This window comes from Paraburkholderia sp. BR10882, from assembly GCF_040948855.1.
Lineage (GTDB): Bacteria > Pseudomonadota > Gammaproteobacteria > Burkholderiales > Burkholderiaceae > Paraburkholderia > Paraburkholderia nodosa_A.
Genome location: NZ_JBFPKP010000020.1, coordinates 111,387 through 129,083, shown reverse-complemented (window position 1 = coordinate 129,083; position 17,697 = coordinate 111,387). Strand labels below are relative to the sequence as shown.

The following is a 17,697-nucleotide window of genomic DNA, read 5'->3' as shown; positions in this document are numbered from 1 at the left end:
GCGTCTGCACTCGACGTTGAACTACGTCAGTCCGATGCAATTTGAACAAAACTGGCACGCCGCCCAGCGAAAGCAAGCGGCATAATAAACGCTCGGTTAGCGGATACGAAATTCGCGGGCAACGTCACGAGCTCGTCCGATCGTGACTTCAGGATCGGGTTCGCTCATACCACAATCTGACTTCCACGATCAACAATCGTGAGGAGTTGAGCTCTCGATAGATTTGTGACAGCGTCGCGACAAGAACTGCCGTATATATGTGCGCTGGCCCAGCGTATCTATCCCAGACATCATTGAAATCGACGGAGAAGCAACTATGCAGTCAATTCGACCCCAATTATCTTGCCCTATGCGTCCCGGCTCCGCCGATGTCAGTGAGCCGACATCCAAGCACAATGAGGGGAAAACGAGATTGTCGGCCGCATTGGATCTGCCACCATTGTCAGAGGCCCCAGCTTTAGGAGGAGCGCAGTTCGTGGATGGCGCTGCGAACAAGCATTTCGATAGTCCCGTAGATTATGGACGTCGAAGTAGGGTAACGTGGAGTCTGGCCTTAAGACAGGCATTTGCAGCAAGAAACGTTCTGTACTATCCGTGTAGATCACTTCGGTCCGAGATTGGGTTGGCAGCTAAGAAATTCCTAGACACCACGAATAGACTTACCCCGCAAGCCTTAAAGATCGTCACTAAGCGCTTATTTTCCGCCGAAGGATTGCTAGCTGGAAGGAGCAGCTCTGAACTAGCGTCGATTCTTGGACGATTGAGTGAGGACGCAGAATCTGAAGCAAGCTGTGCCACAGCAATAGACCGGACAGCCTTTATCTCGCTCATGGGAGACATAGGAGCCCTTCACGCTGATGCAAAGAAAGCGAGCCGTTCCTTTTCGCTGTCTTCGGAAGAGAAACAAGCTTTCGTGAGTGAGTTCTCAGCGGCACTAGCAGCGGAAGACTTGTCCCCGCTATCTGATGATATTCTCGAGAAAGTGGCAAAGCTTTCAGCGGGCACAAATGTCGTCGGGCCTTCAAAAAAGGACGAAAGAAGAAGGACGCGTGAACCCCTTCCGAGAAAAGGTCTCTATAACCTCGGCGACGAAATCGATGAAAAGCTTGGCGTTACGGACCGTTTGAGAATTCCTCAAATCATCTGGAGACCGATGGAAATTGTGACCACTCGGTTGTGGGCTACGCACGAGCCTTTCGTTGCTCACATGTCAGGTGCGCCGGGAGAAATATTGATGGTGTGGGATATGCTAAGAGGGAAACGTGCCGATGACATCTATTGTGCTGCCCTCAGGGTGGCCGACGCAGGCGTTGATCCCGGTCGACCGATGGCTCTTTTTAGTACAGAGGAGCAAGCTGAGCGCCGAGCTCGGCTCGCCGGAGCTTGCGCAATGCTGGTCGGAATAGGACATCACAGCGCAGTGGAAGTCGCGGAGGGCGCGCTTAAGTATCTGGGGCAGGATTTAAGAGGTGTTCTTGACAACCCAGCTACACAGGATGCTGCCCATCTGCTGGGAGCGGGCGCTGCAACCGATCTCTTCGTGGAACTGTTTGACAGTCAAGCAAGCACACCTTGACGTCGCCGGAATTCGCACGACGTCATCGTGGGGATGTTCAACGAGGCGGTTGAAGCGGCGCATGCGCAAGGGTATCTGTCGGGCGAACATTTCAGCGTGGATGGCACGCTGATTCAGGCGTGGGCCGGGGCACAAGAGCTTCGCGCGCAAGAACAAGTCGGATGGCGGTGCGCGTGAGAGCGAAAACTGGCACGGCGAGAAGCGTAGCAACGAGACGCACGAATCGAGCACGGACAGCCAGGCGGAGCTGTTTCGCAAGAGCCAGCGCACCGGTGCGCTGATTTGCTACATCGGGCACCTGCTCGCGGATAACCGACATGGTCTGGGTGATGAACGCGCAGGTGACGCAGGCTTGCGGTATGGCCGAACGCGACGCTGCGGTCGCAAAAGTTGCGGACGCATCACAGGTTGCCAGCGTCTCCATTACGGTTGGTGCCGACAAGACCTACGACACCGCGGGCTTCGTGGCGAGTTGCCGCGCCAATCGTGCTCGTGCCCGTCAAAACTTGAGCGTAACAGACCAGCGCATCTGAATTGCACCACTACCGAGCAAACCGCCTTTTCAGTCGCTCATAGATCATCTAATCGGAGCTATAGGCTATGCGAATATCGCGCGATCTTCGACTTATTCCCACTGGTTCGGGTGAATCTAATGAAGTTAGCAACGATGCACGGACAGATGAGGGAAACGATAGGCAATCGATTGAAACACCCATGAGTCATCCGGAGGAAGCATCTCAACATCAAGGTACGCACTCCTATTTACGCTGTTGCCCGCATCCACATGCGATAACGTTCGCACCGCCAGCCTTTTACGCGTCGGAGCGGGATTTGGCAAATGTGCAGAAGCCACCTTCAGCAATAGCCGGTTCGAAATCAAAAAGTTATCTTGGCTACAATAGAATTTGCCAAGCGTTGCGTCATATTGCAGGCGTTGTATACGCAGCAATGAGGGAAGCGAAATTAAAACCGAAAGAAATCCAATTGTCGATAATGGCTGGAAAGATTTATATTTCTTCAAATTTTCATGCCGATAAAATTCTAGAGGCATTGAGTAGGTCGCAGCGACCGGAATTCAAGCCAAGCTGGAAGGTTGGAGATTCTAAGAACGGAGAACGTGCAAAAAGATATCAACGCCATTTGCAGCGTAACTTTCTGCAAGGAAGCGGTGGTCTCGATCGATTACGGAATAAGATGCACGGCGAAATAATGAGAGAGGAATTTCCAAAAGTTGAATGGCAGTTGTCGAAAGATGAGATTGCGTTGCAGGCGGACGCTTCATTAACAACGATTTATAATGTTATTCAAGATGCAGCTGGAAAAAACCGGCTATATAAAGATATAATCGCCGTTCATCAAGAAGATTATGGGGAAATAATAGACAATGTACCTGCTGATATTTCCGTTGCGCGACATGCCGAGCAGAATATAGCATCTCTTTTTGCGTCGTCCAAGGATTTTTATTACCATTCCTCCCTAGAGTGGCTCCGAATAAAAGGGAATATGTCGATAATCGTTCCTTTCTCAGGAAGGTATGTTCCATGTGGGGTGTGTCATGCGATTGAGCGCGAGGCGGAAAAAGATGGTGGCATATTCAGTGCTGGGGATAAACAGTTTGTTTTGCAGCGTTCGGGGAGGCGCGCTGGCATGCTCTACCACGACGAAATTCAGGTTCTCGCGCCGGAGATGCTACATTGCAACCCATCGATGGCGCTGATTAGAGCGGAAAACCTAATTGAACGTCTCTTGTCTGGTACAAATGACGAAGCGAAAAATACGGATCCGGGGCTAATTTGTGAGCCCTACGCGACGGACAGTGATAGTTGTGATGACGTATAGCGTCGGCAAACGGTGTGCGAGCACGTAAAGGCGCAGCGCTCGAGAAAAAGACGCGTGCTCCGCGCAAGATCGCGGCGAAAAACTACCGGCAGCGGTCGAGGTTGCTGCTACGCCTGTAATGGTAGCCCAAGAACGCTCATCCAGTCGTGGTCGGCGTGCGTTCCTTTGGCAATTGCCGGTCCGCTGCAACTGATCCATTCGCCGCATCAGGCGGCAGACATTCGCACTGCCGGAGTTTTTCCTGAGCGTACAATCTGGCGGCGCGATTCACCAACTTGCATGCTCGATGCCTTGAGCGATTCAGGTAGAGCAGCGGGCAAGTTTCGAATCATCGCCCGGTGTGCCCATCTTGTATCTTTCTGCTCGCCACGGACGGCGGTCATGCAGCCTGATAACCATCATGGGCCTGAAAGCCCGTTAATGAGTCCGGCCTGAATAATTCGTTTTGCGCGGCGCTAGCCCTCATGCCTCGAAGACGACACTGGTCGAGCGGCTGAGCAAAGCGAACAGAACAAGGGCGCAAAAAATCCGCAGCTTTCTGAGGATCATGCGCAGGTTGTGGCCGGCACCACACAGCACAGCGTGAATCGCATCACCGAGCGCGCCTTTGAGCCAGTTTCGATCGAGTTTGCCGTCCGTCTTCATGTGACCAATGGCAGGCTCGATTGCACTTCGTCGTCGGATCATTGCGCGCAGCCGGCGCGTGATACCGCGCCGTAATCCCGGGTGATAGATCTTCACTCCCTCGACAGCGACACCCTTGTAACCGCGATCCACGATGGCGACTTCGGGCTTCACATCGCTCAGGATCGCCGCCTGCTCCAACGCTTCAGCCAGCGTGTGACCGTCGTATGGGTTACCCGGCATCGAGCGGGCGCCAACCACAAGCCCTTCCTTGTGTGTCGTCGTGATCGACACTTTCACACCGAATTCGTAGGGAGTGCGAGCCTTGCCTTTCGCCAAACCTTCGACTTCTGGCGCATGCAGTGCGTACAGCTTGTTTTTGTCCTTCTGCTTTTGTGACAGGACCCGCCTCGTGCGACCGATCAACTCCTGCAGCGCGATGCGCCCAGTGTCGGCGACTGAATCCAGCTGTCGCTCCACATCACGCATTACCCGCCCAACGCGCGAAGCGCCTTCTTCATGCGCTTGTACTGCTTCGCATGCGCGTAGCGGCCAATTTGACGCGCCAGGTGCGGCGCCTCGCGATTGTAGTTCTGCCGCAGCTTCAATCCGTGCCGTGCCGCTGCCTTCACCAGATGTTCGCGACACCGCTCGAGCAGGCGCGAATCGGTTGGATGAGCGATCGCCTTTTGCATGACCGTCGTATCGACAATTACGCGCTTCGCGCTTGAGGCCTTGATCACGCCCGCGCGCTTCGCTGCTTCGATCGTCTCGGCTAGCAACTCCTCAACTCCGGCTTCACCAAGGCGCTTACGCCAACGCGTCAGGCTCGACGGATCAATCGGTGGCTCAGTCTGCAAAAACGTTTCACCAGTGAAGACCTGCCAATAAGGATTCTCCACCCATTGCCAGACCACTTCCTCGTCCGACAGATCGAACGCATGCTGGAGATACAACAAACCAGCAATCAGCCTCGGTGATGTGGCCGGCCGACCTTTGCGTGAGACGAAGCTCGCGCTCATCGACGCATTCAATCCATCCCAGTTGATCAGATCGGCCAGACGCACCAGCGGATGCTTCAGGTTGATCTGCTCGCGCAGAGGATGCCGGAACAAATGTAAGCGATCCATTATCGCCGTCCCTCTGAGTGGTGGACAGGCGCGTTGATTTGTGGAGTGGATATGCTGCGAATCAGTTCCGGGGGGACGGCATCCGCCAAGGCACGAGCGCCTCGTAGTCGTCGGCGGTCTTTGCCAGAGGCAAGCGCTCGAACAGCCAGGCCAGGTAACGGTATGGATCGATACCGTTGGCCTTGCATGTTTCAACGAGACTAAAGAGATTTGCGCTGGCATGTGCCCCGGCAGCCGTATCTGCGAACAGGAAGCCCTTGCGTGCAACGACAAACGGGCGAATGGAATTTTCACAGAAATTGTTCGATGCCGGCCAGTCGCCGTTCTCGAGGTAACGCACAAGCTTCGGCCACTGCTCACGTAGATAGCTCAGTGCCCTGCCGAGCAGGCTCTGGGGCAGCACTCCCGGAGACTGCTCGATCATGAGATCCTTGATGACCTGGAGTACGCGGGCGCTATAGCGTTGCCGCAGGCGCTGACGCCGCCCTGCATTCCACGTTTTACTGCGTGCCTCGGCGGCAAACAACTTGCCAAACAGTTTGATGAAGCGTGTTGCGAGCAGATCTGGCGTACGTGCTGCCTTGGGAACATTTTCCTCTGCCTTGACGAAGTAACGTCTCGCGTGAACGAGGCAACCAAGGTGCACGAGCTTGTACCGCTCGGCGATACCGTTATAAGCCTCGTAGCCATCGGTCATCAGCGCAGCGCCTTCCTGCACGCCGGCGAACAGCTTGTCGGCCAGCTTTGCCCCACGACCCGGCGTATAGGCATAGCAACAGATCGGGATTCCAGTGCCTGTCATCTGACACCACAGGTAACTCTTCGTCTGTGGCTTGCGCCCTTTCTCCTTGAGCACCTGGAAGGTCGTCTCGTCTGTGAGGATCACCGTTGCCTCAAGCAGCGCGTCGCGCATCAGGTTGATCACGGGCTGCGTTGCGAGGCCGACCTTGACCATGCTGGCAGCGATCGTGTTCGACGAGATATCGCCTCCGAAGCGGCGAAGCAGGCCAGCCTGGCGATACAACGGCATGCCAAACTGGAATTTTCCCGTCGCGATCCAGGCAAGCGCTGATTCGGTCAGTAGTCCTCGTGGGATGATGCGCGGCAGCGCCGGCGTGACCTTGATACCCAGATCACAGCACGGGCAGGCATACTTGACGCGCTGGTGCTGGATCACGCGCAACTGCTCGGGAATCACGTCGAGTTGTTCGCTGATTTCCACGCCGAACTCGACCAGTGCATGGCCGTCGTTGCTGCAGAAACGCTCGGCTTCCGGGAGCTCGTGCCGCCGGATCTCGCGGGGCAGACTGGGGTCAAGCGGCTTGCGGTGGCCGCGCTTTTTACGTATATGCGCACCGACCTTCGTTTCGAGTGTATCTTCCTGGGCGGGTGCCGCATTCGCGCCAAGCGCCTCAGCTTCGTTGAACAGCCCGAACTGTTCCGAGTCCCGTACTTCGCTCTTTGCGCCAAACAGCTCACGCCGGTAGGCACGCAGCCGTTCCTCGGCCAGGTCGCGCTCCGCGCTCACCAGACGCAGCATGCTGCGGGTTTCTTCGTGCTCGCGCTCAAGGGTGGCATACGCCTCGCGCATGGCGAGTAACGCATTGAGTTCCTCGGCAGAGATCGTGATCTGGGCGGGCATGCCAGATTAGACCACGCATGCCCTGCCCATGTTCAGCTCACGCGCAGATATTCCGTAAGCGCGCAATTCAGCACACGGAATTGATATACCTGCGGGCTGGGCGATCATGTCTCACGGCAACAGGTCAATCGATGAAGTTTGCGTCAATGCGGCTGGATCAAGCAGGTTTACGTGCGGCGGCCGTGAGCTTGGCGAAGTTGAAGGGCAACAGGTCGGTGACATCGGCATGCGGCGAGCGCTGGGGCAATTCGGTCAGCACATGTCACGGGGCGGCGTAATCGAGCCGGGGATGGGCGGCGTAATGGAGCCAGCAGAAACGGGGGTAAAGCGCAGATTCGAACGGGCTCAAGAATGCGGTTTTTTGCCCGATTTGGCAACTGCGTTTTCACTGCCTCCTGGCATTGGTTTGGGCTTGCGGAAGCTCTCGCCCTCGATCACGACGCGATAGGCGCCGTGGCGCAGCCGGTCCAGCGTCGCGGCACCCAGGATGCGGTTGTCGGGGAACGCATCGCCCCATTCACTCAGATCTAAATTTGACGTGACGATCGAAGCCGCGCGCTCGTATCTGGCGGCGATCAGGTCGTGGAAGTCTTCGTCGTGGGGTGGGTGCAGCGGTTTGACGGCGAAGTCGTCGATGATGAGCAGCGGCACACGTACGAACTGCTGGAATTTGCGCTCGTACAGGCCTGTGGCGCGGGCCGCGTGCAGCTTCTTGAGCAGATCCGTCTGAGAGATGAACAGCACGTCGCGCCCTTGCCGGGCCGCGCAGTGGCCCAGTGCCTGCGCCAGATGTGACTTGCCGACGCCTGTTCCGCCGACCAGCAGGACACAGACCTTCTCGTCGATGTAGCGGCCGGTAGCGAGATCGTGGATATAGGTCCGGTTGAGCTTGGGCACCAGATCGAAGTTGAACGTCTCGAGCGTCTTGCCCATTGCGAAGCCGGCACGGGCAAGTCGAACGCCCAGCTTCTTCGTGTCGCGCCGCGCGATCTCGTCATGCAGCAGCATCGCGAGGAACTCGGTGTAGGCAAGCTGCCCGTCAATGGCTTCGCGGTTTCGCTGCTCGAGCGAGTCGAGGATGCCCGAGAGGCGCAGCTGCTTGAGGATGGGGTTCAGTTCGGGACTCGGATTCATGTCTGGCTCAATGGATCAGAAGGGATTGAAGGTCGCGGCCGAAGCGGCCACCGTTCAGGTAGGTGTCGGTGGGCGCCGTTGTTGTGGATGGCGCCGCAGCCTCGCTGTCGAGCCCCTTGTCGAGGATCGTCTTGATGGTGCGATACTGGGGACTGGAGAACGCGAGTGCCCGCTCGCATGCGGCGTTCAGGCGCGCATCGCCAACCTTCTCGCGCAGGCGCACGATGCCCTGTGCGCCGCGCAGGTTCTCCAGCACCGTGTTGTTGAACATCGCGAGGATGACGGCATGGCATGCAGGCCCGATATCCTTCGCACGCGCGAGGCACCACTGGGGATCGTGCTCAAGCCAGGCCTGTGCCTCGGGCGGCTGGTGGTCGCGCACGGTGTGGCGGTCCCCCGGCTTGCGCAGCCGTGGATGGGTGGCGACGAGCTCGTGCCGGTGGAACGCCTGCACGACCGTGTCGGTGGCCTTGAGCCATAGCTGCTTGCCGACCAGCGTGAAGGGCACTGAGTACAGCGCCTTCTTGTAGACAACGTGCCCGTCCGTATGCACCTTGACCTCGGACCACACGGCCAGTACGGGTGGCACATCGGGCAGGCGCATGAGCAGCGGCCGCTCGATCGCAAAGCGCGCGAGCGGTTGCTCGTGCGTGGTGCCGTGATCGCGCACGCCGGCCTGCTGCAGGATCCACTCGCGCAACTGACGGTTCGCGTCGGCCAGATCGCGGAACTCGCGTAGTGGTACGAAGGACTTCTTGACGTACTTGACTCCGGATTCAACGATTCCCTTCTTGGCTGGGTCGTGCGGCGGACATGGATCGATGCGGAAACCATATGCTTCGGCGAGCCCCGCATAGGAGCGCTGGACTTCGGGGCTATGCATGCAGTGCCGGATGATTGCGCACTTGGCGTTGTCGATCGTCACCCGGGAAGGACAGCCCCCGAACCATTCGAAGGCGCGGCGATGACAGGCCAGCCACGTCTCGACGGTCTGGTCCAGTACAACCTCGGCATACTGATGCCGGGACCAGCACAGGGTCATGACGAAGATCCACGTCTTGAGCGGGATACCGGACTCGTGCGTGAGTACGGGGCCGGCGCCGAAATCAACCTGGGCGGCTTCGGCGGGCGCGAACTCGAGGATTGTCGTCGCCTTGACGACGCGTTCGGCCGCCAGGCGGCGCAGCATGCGCTTCACGGCGTCGTAACTGCCGGTATAGCCGTGATTGCGCTGAAGGGCTGCGTGGATTGTGGTGCCCTGGACGCCAGCGTCGAGCCACTCGCGAACCTGATCGCGGTACGGCTCCACCGTGGAGACGCAACTGCGTGCCACCTGTCTTGGAACGCCGCTGAGGACGCTTGCGATCTCGGCGTCTTCCGGCATGGGCTGCGCCGGATCGAGCCAGCCTCGCGACTGGGCTTCCTGCCGTAGGGCTGCAAGCTTGGCTCGGCCCATCAGGCGTCGCCGCGCGATGTCGCGGTCGGAATCACCGCGTCGCATGCGCACAAGGATGTGACGATACTCAAACAACTCGAACCTCCTGTTGGCCATAGGCGCTCCGTTCAAATGAACGGAGCGTACCGACTTGGAAAGTTCGAATTGCGCTTGTGCCCACTACCGCTGGCTTCTGCACGCCGCCCGCTGGGTGGCGCCTTTACGCCGCCCATGCGGTGGCTCGATTACGCCGCCCCTGGACTGGCTCTATTGCGCCGCCCATCAGGTGGCCCGATTACGCCGCCCTCGAATTGGCTCTATAACGCCGCCCGCTGACAGCACATGCACGAGATATGCGTAGGGTTCGACGTTGCAGGCGCGACACGTGAGCATCAGGCTGTAGACCATGGCGCTCGCTTTTGCTCCGGCAACCGTGTCACTGAACAGCCATGAGGATCTGCCAGTGCAGAATGGCCTGATGTCGCGCTCGATGACATTGTTGTCGACTGGGGCCCGCCCATCGTTCGCGTACCTGCTGAGGTACGTCCACTGGTTGCGTGTATATGAGATTGCCTTGCCGAGCAGGCTCTCGGGCAGGATCTGCGGGGCCTGTTCGTCGAGCCACGCCCTGAAGGAGGCAAGCAGCGGTACGCTGTGCTGCTGACGCAGCCGGTACGTGTGGTCGACGCGCGTCTCGCCTTCGGGCAAATCGGCTTTGGCCAGCGTCTCGACTTGATACAGCGCCTTGAAGTACTCCAGTGCCTGCGCGGCACGGCCGCCGGGTTTCTTCATGCCCTTGAGCGCGTCGACGAAGCCACGGCGGGCATGAGCCAGGCAGCCGAAGTGCGTCGGGCCTTCGAGCGTCCGCCAGGCGGCATACCCGTCGGTCATCAGCAGACCTTCATAGCCGTCGAGGAACGCACGGGGATATTCCTGTGCGCGACCCGGCTGGTAGTCGAACAGCACGACCGGCTCCGGACAGTCTTCGCCACTGCGGTACACCCACATGTACGACGTGCTCTGCGCAAGCTTGCCGGGCTCCTTGAGCACCTGCACCGTTGTCTCATCGCCATGAATCAACGGCTGCGACAGCAGCGTCCTGCGCAGCGCCTCATATAGCCGGCTGTAGTGCAGTTCAGCGGGCCGGATGATCCAGTTCGCCAGCGTACCGCGCCCGATTTCGATGTCAGCGCGGGCCAGCGCGTGGGCCATGCGGTACAGCGGCGTGCCGTCGACGTACTTGCCCGCCGTGACGGTGGCGATCATCGCCGCACTCGCATTGCTACCCGGCAACGGCTGCGCAGGCATCGATGCGGTGATGACCGGCGTGCGTTCGGCGTTGCGTTCGCAGTGGCGGCATGCGTACTTGAATCGCACATGCTGCAGCACCGATGCCTTTGCCTCGATATGCAACTGTTCGCTGACCTCTTCGCCCATGCGATGGAGCGCGTGGGCGCAGCAAGGACAAACCTTCTGATCCGCGGGCAGGTCGTATTCGATGCGCTGACGTGGCAGGTCCGCCGGCAGCGGCTTGCGTCCGCGTTTGTTCCTTACCGGCCCGGGTACCTGTGGCAGGCCAGTATCGGGCAGCGTGAACGTGTCGTCGGTACCGCCGGCGTCGTCGTCGGGTTCGGCGGTGGCTATCTGTTCGGCTTCGTCGAAGACGCGGTCCTTGAGTTTCTCGCTGCTCGGGGCGAAGCGTTTGCTTTGCGCCAGACGAAACTGCTCCTCCAGTTGGGCAATCCGTTCGCCCAACTGGCGGTTGCGTGCCTCGAGGTCACGGATATAGGCCTGGGCGGCCGGCGGCAATCGGGAGAAGTCGTCTTCGTCCATGCTCCCAGGATAGCGGAGTGCTGCCGACTGTGGGTTTACGGGAATTTGTAACGGCCTGGCCATGCGTTGTTTACCGGCAACGCCCGACGCTCAGCTCGCGTGACGGTAGCGTCGTGCCGGATGGCGGCGCATTGCATCAATGTCGATGCCATCGAGCAGCCAGTGAAGCTGTTCGGACGTCAACTCGATCACCGCCTGTTGCCGGTGTGGCCAGACAAAGTGATCTTCCTCGAGGCGCCGCAACATCAGCCAGAAGCCGGTGCGGTCGTAGAACAGCAACTTGACGCGGTTGCGTTTGCGGTTGTGGAAGGCAAATACGGCTCGTGCAAACGGGTCGAGTTGCATGGACTGCTCGACCAGCGTCACCAGGCTATTGATACCGGCCCGGAAATCGATCGGCTCCCGATGCAGGAAGACCCTCAGGTCTGCCTCGAACCGGAACATCAGCGCACTCCGAGTGCGGCAATCATTGCAGTCACGAGTGCTGCATCGTGCCCCGAACACTCTAGCTCCAGCTTCACGCCGTTGGGCAGGTGGGCCGACAGCCTCGCCACCGATGCCACTCGTGGCGACAAACGCGTGGACTCCGGTTCCGATATAGGTCGCCTCGCGGGTGGCAAAGCCATCGCCGAAGCCGGGTCACCAATCGCAACCACCGGTACGAAAGCCGACGACGGCATGGCCATGCCGTCGTCCTTCACAGGCGCATTTGACTGTTCGCGCAGCTGAACCCATTTGCGCAACTGGTTGGCATTCACCCCGGCCTTCAGGGCCAGCCCAGACAGCGACGCGCCCGGTTGCAGGCAGGCATCGACCAGTCGTTGCTTGCCCATTGGGTCGAAACTGCGCTTGCCGCCGACACCAACGCGTGTCACCCGCAAGGGCAAAAACGTCAAATCATCGTCAATCATGGATTGCGTCCGCAAGTTGGGTTGCGGACGCAATCGTGGACCTTCTCAACCTTGAACGCTAGGTGGGCGGAAATTCGCGCTTACGATATTCCTCCCGTGGATGTCGGCGGATCGCAGTGATGTCATCGCCATCGAGCAGCGCGTGCAGCGACGCCGACGTTAATGCCACGACTTCGGTCTTCCTGTCGGGCCAGATAAAACGGCTTGTTTCAAGGCGTTTTGTCATCAACCAGAAACCACTTCCATCCCAGCCGATAATCTTGACCCTGTCACGACGGCGGTTTCCGAAGATATAAAGAGAGGAATCCATCGGGTTCAGATGCATGGCCTGCTCGACGAGAATCGAGAGGCTGTTCATGCCGTAGCGGAAATCGACAGGATCGCGATGCAAGTACACCTTCAGGTTTTCGTCGAACCGGAACACGGCATCCTCCCCAGAATCTGGACCAGGGTGGTCAGTTCGTCGATGGTCGCGATGGCTTTGCCCATCTCGAGCTCGACACCGTTGGCCAGTCGCACATGCAGCGCGAGCGCCATGGACGAAGGCGGCGGTGTCGGCACCGGCGCAGTCGGTATCGAAACGACCGGCACGAACGCGGCAAGTGCAGCAGCGGTGGCGACGAGCTCACGCGAATCCGACTGGTTGATGGCCACGCCATCAACCTCATCCGGCGAGGCGGTGTCATCACCGGCGTGCTGTATTGGCAAGATGCCTTGCTCGCGCTCCATCAAGAACTTCGTGATCCACTTGCGCAACAGGTTGGCATTGACTCCGTGCTCCTGCGCCAACCGGGCCACCGATACGCCCGGCTGCAACGCCGCCTCGATCAGTACCCGCTTGCTCTTCTCGTCGTAGCGCCGACGGCCGTCGGCACTCTTGCGAACTACTTTTAACTCTGAGTCTTTGTCGGCCATAGGTGTCCACCTTCAACGGTAGGTGGACACCTATGCTCCCCGCTCAGAGTACTGTTGGGTAGACGTCGATAATGGATCGCTTACGAACAAATCGCCTTCGCTCAGCGCTGTCTTCGGACCCATCCAAACCTCGACAGAATTTGCAGGAAACCACCCATAATCTGCCAGGATCCTGCAAATCCATCAACAACTTTCCGCTCCAAACCCTTGCTGCACGGGGCTCTTCGAATTTTTCAGACTCGACTAAATAAAAACAAAATTGAATATCTATTCTTTTTCATCTTGCCACCTACTTTTTAGGCCAAAGTAAAACAGGAGAATGATCTGATGCCAATTGACCCATTAGGGTTGGAGTAAACATATTGCAGTTAAAATTAGGACCACCAGATGGATTATTAATCTGCCCAGCAACCCCATAATCCAAATTACCGCCACTTCTTTGGGTTGGTCGGTCCTGATTCTGAAAATTCACATTCCTATATTCTTGCGGATAATTTCTCTGGAGAAGACCTCTCAGTGAATCTGGATTACCATTAAAATCACCACTGATCAACCATTGATCAGCAATTTGATTTTGATTGAAGTATTCCCAAACTCGTGCAACAATTGCTCCGGAATCCGACCCTCCATTTGACAGGGAATGAACTCCAAAATAATAATCCGATCCGAGTCTTATTCCCAGTATTGGCCTTGCTGCCGACCAGGCTCTGGGCCTAAGCAACAGTACTTGATCAGCTCTATCCCTACTAATAATCGCAAGATTTACTCGGTTAGCTCCACTATCAACCCTGGAAAAATAAACGTAATAATTAATTGGTCTTGCTCGCGTACCCAAATTCCAGAGATATTCTTTTATAGGCGCAACAACCCCATCAGGATTTACTAGCCGGCCATCCAATGGCAATGGAGGATTAACCGTTATAGAGTCGGGTAACGATCCAGCCTCCTGGATCGTCATAACGTCTATGCGCCTTGAATTGGGTGCCGATCCGCCAACTTGATTTCCAAGCAAAACATTGCGAATATTAACATTCCATTTACTCTCTGTGCTTGCGCTAGCGCCTTGGAGATTCCAGGTGACCACACGGCGATCATTAATTGCCGCAAACGCATTACTCGCCCAATAGATTATCAGAAAAGTAAAAATTGCCCAGACCTTCATCCTGAAATCCTTTTATCTCATAAACATAATCCAATGGAACTACCACCCCCACGTGTCAGGGCTCGTGCCGGTAGGTATAACTCCAATACCATAGCTACTAATAGTGACGACAACATAGCGATCTGAATCATAGCAATTCAGTTGATATTTCCGACCTCTCATAGACCACTGCCAATAATCCTTTTTCCCTGATGCCGGAAAAAATCTTTCATCGGAGAAGCAATACCAGGAGGTAGTTTGCCAACATCAAGAGAGACCTTTGAATCACTATTTGACCAAGTGACTTTAGCTCCATCAGGAAACGAATTTGTAGTGAGATTAAGAACAAAAAAACTGTGTACCCCACCGCCTCGCATCTCACCTTTTTCGATTTCTCGATTTTCCATTTCTCCTCACCTAAATTGATTATCAAATAAAATGCAATTCACGAATAAAGCATACAATAACTAAATACATCGAGCAATTCATATTACCTATTAAATTTATTTTTTTAATATCGTAACTAAAGAATATTTTAATTTCTAAAATCAAAACAAATATCCTGCAACATATCTATGCACATAAATTAACCGTGCATAGTTAGTCGGGCCTTATATGGGCACCACCCGTTTGCCAAGGAGAGCTTGCATTCTGACGGTTAGATCGGTTGCATCCTTATATTCGGCCCGTTAATTGGGCATCGCCCTGGCCTTGATGGAATGCGCCGGTGAGGTCCTCATCTGAACATTGGGCTTGATGCCCGGGCCGACTATCAGGCTTTACTCACCGAGGTCTGACCTATATCGCCATCATGCATGCTTGCCTTGTGCAACCGTCGTGTGAGGAGAGGACTTCGAACGATTCGATGCGCTGCTCATGTTGCGGTAACTGGCGAGCGGTACACGCGGTTGCCTGCGAGCAACGCCCACGCAATGCGCGCATTCCGGTTTGCCTGCGCCACGGCTGCCTGGTTAGGATGCTTGCGGGCCAATAAATGTTCCAGCCAGGGATCGATCGCCGTAGAGCCGCGTCGCTGGATTCCCTGGCACATCCGGACCACCGCGCGTGCGCCGTGGATCAGCAGGGTTCGCAAATACGGGTCACCCCTTTTACTTATGTGAGCCAGACGCTGCTTGCCACCCGAGGAATGCTGCCGGGGTACGAGGCCAAGATAGGCTGCCAGATGACGGCCGCTGGTAAAGGCCTGCGCGTTGGCGCCGATGTGGCCAACTAGTGCGGTCGCCGTCAGCAGGCCGATACCGGGAATCTCGGCAAGGCGCTGACTGGCGTCGCTGTTCCGGTGCCATTGGCGGATCTGAGCTTCAATCACGTCGATCTTGCGATCGATCTCTCGAACGTGGTTGAGCATGTCCATCAGCAACTGCCTGAGCAAGCCCGGTAGATCGTTGGTCGCGTCTTCGGCAAGTGCAGGGATATCGGCAAGATGTGAGATGCCCTGCGGGAGGATCACACCATACTCGCCCAGCAGGCCCCGCAGATGATTGCTCACCTGCGTGCGCATCTTGACCAGCAGTTGCCGGCTGACGTGCAGATGCAGAATACTCTGTTGCTCCACTGACTTGACCGCGACGAAGCGCATATTCGGCCGTTGCACAGCTTCACAGATCGCTTCCGCGTCGTTCATGTCATTCTTGTTCGTCTTGACATAGGGTTTGACGAAGTGCGGTGCCATCAGCTTTACGGTATGCCCCATCGTTGCCAGCCTGCGCGCCCAATAATGTGCGCTGCCGCAGCCTCCATACCGATTAGGCAGGGGCACAGACGGGTGAAGAACGGTACCATCTGGGACCGGTTGAGACGTTTGCGTAACACCGTATGTCCGTGAGCATCAACCGCGTGAATCTGGAAGACGTGTTTCGCCAAATCCACGCCGATAGCGGTAATCTCCATTTTGGGTACCTCCACTTCTCAGTTGAACGTCGCACGTCAACTTTGGCATATCTATGCCGTTGGGGTGGGTGGTGCCCATTCCATCTGAAATACTCGAAGCGCCTTGTGCAGCAAGGGTTTGAAGCTTAAAGTTGTTGATGCATTTGCAGGAACCTGGCAGATTATGGGTGGTTTCCTGCAAATTCTGTCGAGGTCTGGATGGGTCCGAAGACAGCGCTGAGCGAAGGCGATTTGTTCCGGCATCCTCTGCCCCGTCTAGGTCATCATGATTCCGCTCGCAAAACTCGAAGATGTCAACGAAGCGATCATCCAGCGGCTGATCGACGACGCATTTCGCGAGAGCCGAACGCTCGACTTCAAGGCACAACTTGATCTCACGAGAGACGGCAAGCAGGCACTGGCTGAGGACGTCTGCGCGTTCGCCAACACCGTCGGCGGCGACCTGGTGTTCGGGATCCGAGAGGATGGAGGTGTCGCTACGCAGATCGTTCCGTTGCATATTGCCGACCTGGATGAGCAGCTGCTCGCGCTTACAAACTTCTTGCGCGACGCCGTCGAGCCGCGTGTCACAACCAGTCTGCTCTCGCATGCGGTGCCGCTCGCGCAAGGTGGCCACGTCGTCGTCCTGCGTGTGGCACCAAGTCCCAATCGCCGCATCGTTTGCAGCGCAACAACCACTTCTACCTGCGCAACTCCGTTGGCAAGGAAACCATGGACATCCACGCCATCCGCACCGCGTTCGCGTTTTCGGAAGGCCTTGCCGACCGGGCACTAGCCGTTCGCGACCGCCGGCTGGCCTTGCTTCGCAGCGGCAAGACCCAGGTTCCGACCGTGCCCGAGCAGCCACTGCTTGTCGTGCACCTGTTACCAGTGCTGTCGCTCACCCGGCGTGAGGGGCACACAATCGAGGAACTCAAGGCGGCCGCCGCGGACCTGCAGCGAGCCCAGCCGGCTGCCTATCCACTCGGTCGGCCGGTTGCAAATTTCGAAGGCGTGATTTGCACCAGCAACACGGATCGCGAAGATCGACACTATGCGTTCGCGCAGCTTTTCCGTGATGGCTCCATCGAGATGGTCAGCGTCCTCGCGATCGAGGAGGAAGGCAACCCGCCGCTACCAACGATTTACCCGGCCCAGTATGAACCGTCGCTCGTTCAGAACGGTCTCCCGGTGGCTTTTCAGGCCCTCACCACGCTCGGCATCCCCGCCCCGCTGTACTTGTCGGTGAGCGTACTGAATGTGCGCGGCATGCGCGTTGCCATCCGGCGGCCAGGCACCGGTCTCCCAGGCTTCCCCGAGTTGCCCGCCAACCTCGTTGATCTCACTTCGTCGCTGCGTTATGTCGAGGATCCGACCGTCGATCCAGCCGTGCTAGCCGGGCCCGCAATCGACATAGCCTGGAACGCGGTCGGGATCGACCACAGCCAGGTCGTTATCTGGAACCCGGAACCGTGAGCAAGAGCATAGCTACCCCGCCGGACAAAGAAGCAGTGCCTTAGCGCTTTCGTCGACATTGCCTTAGTCGGGGTAGCGGCAAGGTAAGCGTTTATGCCCTGCAGCGCATAAGTGCTTTTAGGCACAGTTCCCGGTTACGCCCAGCTCGCGG

General features: G+C 57.2%; 13 protein-coding genes and 4 pseudogenes. 5 read left to right on the top strand and 12 right to left on the bottom strand.

What is annotated here, in order from left to right; all coding sequences use genetic code 11:
- The first annotated feature begins 622 nt into the window (after positions 1-622).
- The 3 genes and pseudogenes from AB3X99_RS33855 to AB3X99_RS33845 all read left to right on the top strand — a co-directional run bounded on the left by AB3X99_RS33855 (position 623) and on the right by AB3X99_RS33845 (position 3,415).
- A complete protein-coding gene (locus AB3X99_RS33855) occupies positions 623-1,576 on the top strand; it encodes a hypothetical protein (protein WP_368619453.1) in 954 nt (317 codons plus the stop codon).
- Between the two features lie 15 nt (positions 1,577-1,591).
- Positions 1,592-2,064 (top strand): annotated as a pseudogene (locus AB3X99_RS33850) (IS5/IS1182 family transposase); the annotation flags it as partial.
- Between the two features lie 226 nt (positions 2,065-2,290).
- Complete coding sequence (locus AB3X99_RS33845; protein WP_368619452.1) at positions 2,291-3,415, top strand: hypothetical protein; 1,125 nt, start codon at positions 2,291-2,293, stop codon at positions 3,413-3,415.
- A gap of 462 nt (positions 3,416-3,877) precedes the next feature.
- Here AB3X99_RS33845 and AB3X99_RS33840 read toward each other — a convergent pair.
- The 12 genes and pseudogenes from AB3X99_RS33840 to AB3X99_RS33785 all read right to left on the bottom strand — a co-directional run bounded on the left by AB3X99_RS33840 (position 3,878) and on the right by AB3X99_RS33785 (position 16,091).
- Positions 3,878-5,169 (bottom strand): annotated as a pseudogene (locus tag AB3X99_RS33840) (IS5 family transposase).
- A gap of 61 nt (positions 5,170-5,230) precedes the next feature.
- Positions 5,231-6,811: an IS66 family transposase gene (locus AB3X99_RS33835; protein ID WP_368619451.1), complete on the bottom strand. Its 1,581-nt coding sequence runs from the start codon at positions 6,809-6,811 to the stop codon at positions 5,231-5,233.
- Between the two features lie 345 nt (positions 6,812-7,156).
- Positions 7,157-7,945: an IS21-like element helper ATPase IstB gene (gene istB / locus AB3X99_RS33830; protein WP_368619450.1), complete on the bottom strand. Its 789-nt coding sequence runs from the start codon at positions 7,943-7,945 to the stop codon at positions 7,157-7,159.
- Between the two features lie 7 nt (positions 7,946-7,952).
- A complete protein-coding gene (gene istA, locus AB3X99_RS33825; protein ID WP_368619457.1) occupies positions 7,953-9,476 on the bottom strand; it encodes an IS21 family transposase in 1,524 nt (507 codons plus the stop codon).
- A gap of 237 nt (positions 9,477-9,713) precedes the next feature.
- Positions 9,714-11,213 (bottom strand): annotated as a pseudogene (locus AB3X99_RS33820) (IS66 family transposase); the annotation flags it as partial.
- Positions 11,214-11,303: 90 nt separating this feature from the next.
- Entirely contained in the window at positions 11,304-11,657 is a 354-nt protein-coding gene (gene tnpB / locus AB3X99_RS33815) for an IS66 family insertion sequence element accessory protein TnpB (RefSeq protein WP_368619449.1), read from the bottom strand.
- The gene (locus AB3X99_RS33810) at positions 11,657-12,124 is read right to left on the bottom strand and encodes a transposase (RefSeq protein WP_368619448.1); all 468 of its coding nucleotides are present in this window, start codon (positions 12,122-12,124) and stop codon (positions 11,657-11,659) included. The genes tnpB (AB3X99_RS33815) and AB3X99_RS33810 overlap by 1 nt, the downstream gene beginning before the upstream one ends.
- A 58-nt stretch (positions 12,125-12,182) precedes the next feature.
- Positions 12,183-12,548 (bottom strand): IS66 family insertion sequence element accessory protein TnpB, encoded by a 366-nt coding sequence (gene tnpB, locus AB3X99_RS33805; RefSeq protein ID WP_368619447.1) that lies wholly within the window; start codon positions 12,546-12,548, stop codon positions 12,183-12,185.
- Positions 12,524-13,039, bottom strand: a complete 516-nt coding sequence (locus tag AB3X99_RS33800; protein WP_368604244.1) for a transposase — start codon at positions 13,037-13,039, stop codon at positions 12,524-12,526. Before AB3X99_RS33800 ends, tnpB (AB3X99_RS33805) begins: the two co-directional genes overlap by 25 nt.
- A 289-nt stretch (positions 13,040-13,328) precedes the next feature.
- Positions 13,329-14,201 carry a cytolethal distending toxin subunit B family protein gene (locus AB3X99_RS33795; RefSeq protein ID WP_368619446.1) on the bottom strand — a complete coding sequence of 291 codons (873 nt, stop codon included), beginning with the start codon at positions 14,199-14,201 and terminating at the stop codon, positions 13,329-13,331.
- 158 nt (positions 14,202-14,359) lie between these two features.
- Entirely contained in the window at positions 14,360-14,587 is a 228-nt protein-coding gene (locus tag AB3X99_RS33790) for a hypothetical protein (RefSeq protein WP_368619445.1), read from the bottom strand.
- Positions 14,588-15,054: 467 nt separating this feature from the next.
- Positions 15,055-16,091 (bottom strand): annotated as a pseudogene (locus tag AB3X99_RS33785) (IS110 family transposase).
- A gap of 265 nt (positions 16,092-16,356) precedes the next feature.
- Here AB3X99_RS33785 and AB3X99_RS33780 point away from each other — a divergent pair.
- Entirely contained in the window at positions 16,357-16,866 is a 510-nt protein-coding gene (locus AB3X99_RS33780; protein WP_368619444.1) for a helix-turn-helix domain-containing protein, read from the top strand.
- Positions 16,752-17,546, top strand: a complete 795-nt coding sequence (locus tag AB3X99_RS33775; RefSeq protein WP_368619458.1) for a hypothetical protein — start codon at positions 16,752-16,754, stop codon at positions 17,544-17,546. Before AB3X99_RS33780 ends, AB3X99_RS33775 begins: the two co-directional genes overlap by 115 nt.
- Positions 17,547-17,697: the final 151 nt, after the last annotated feature.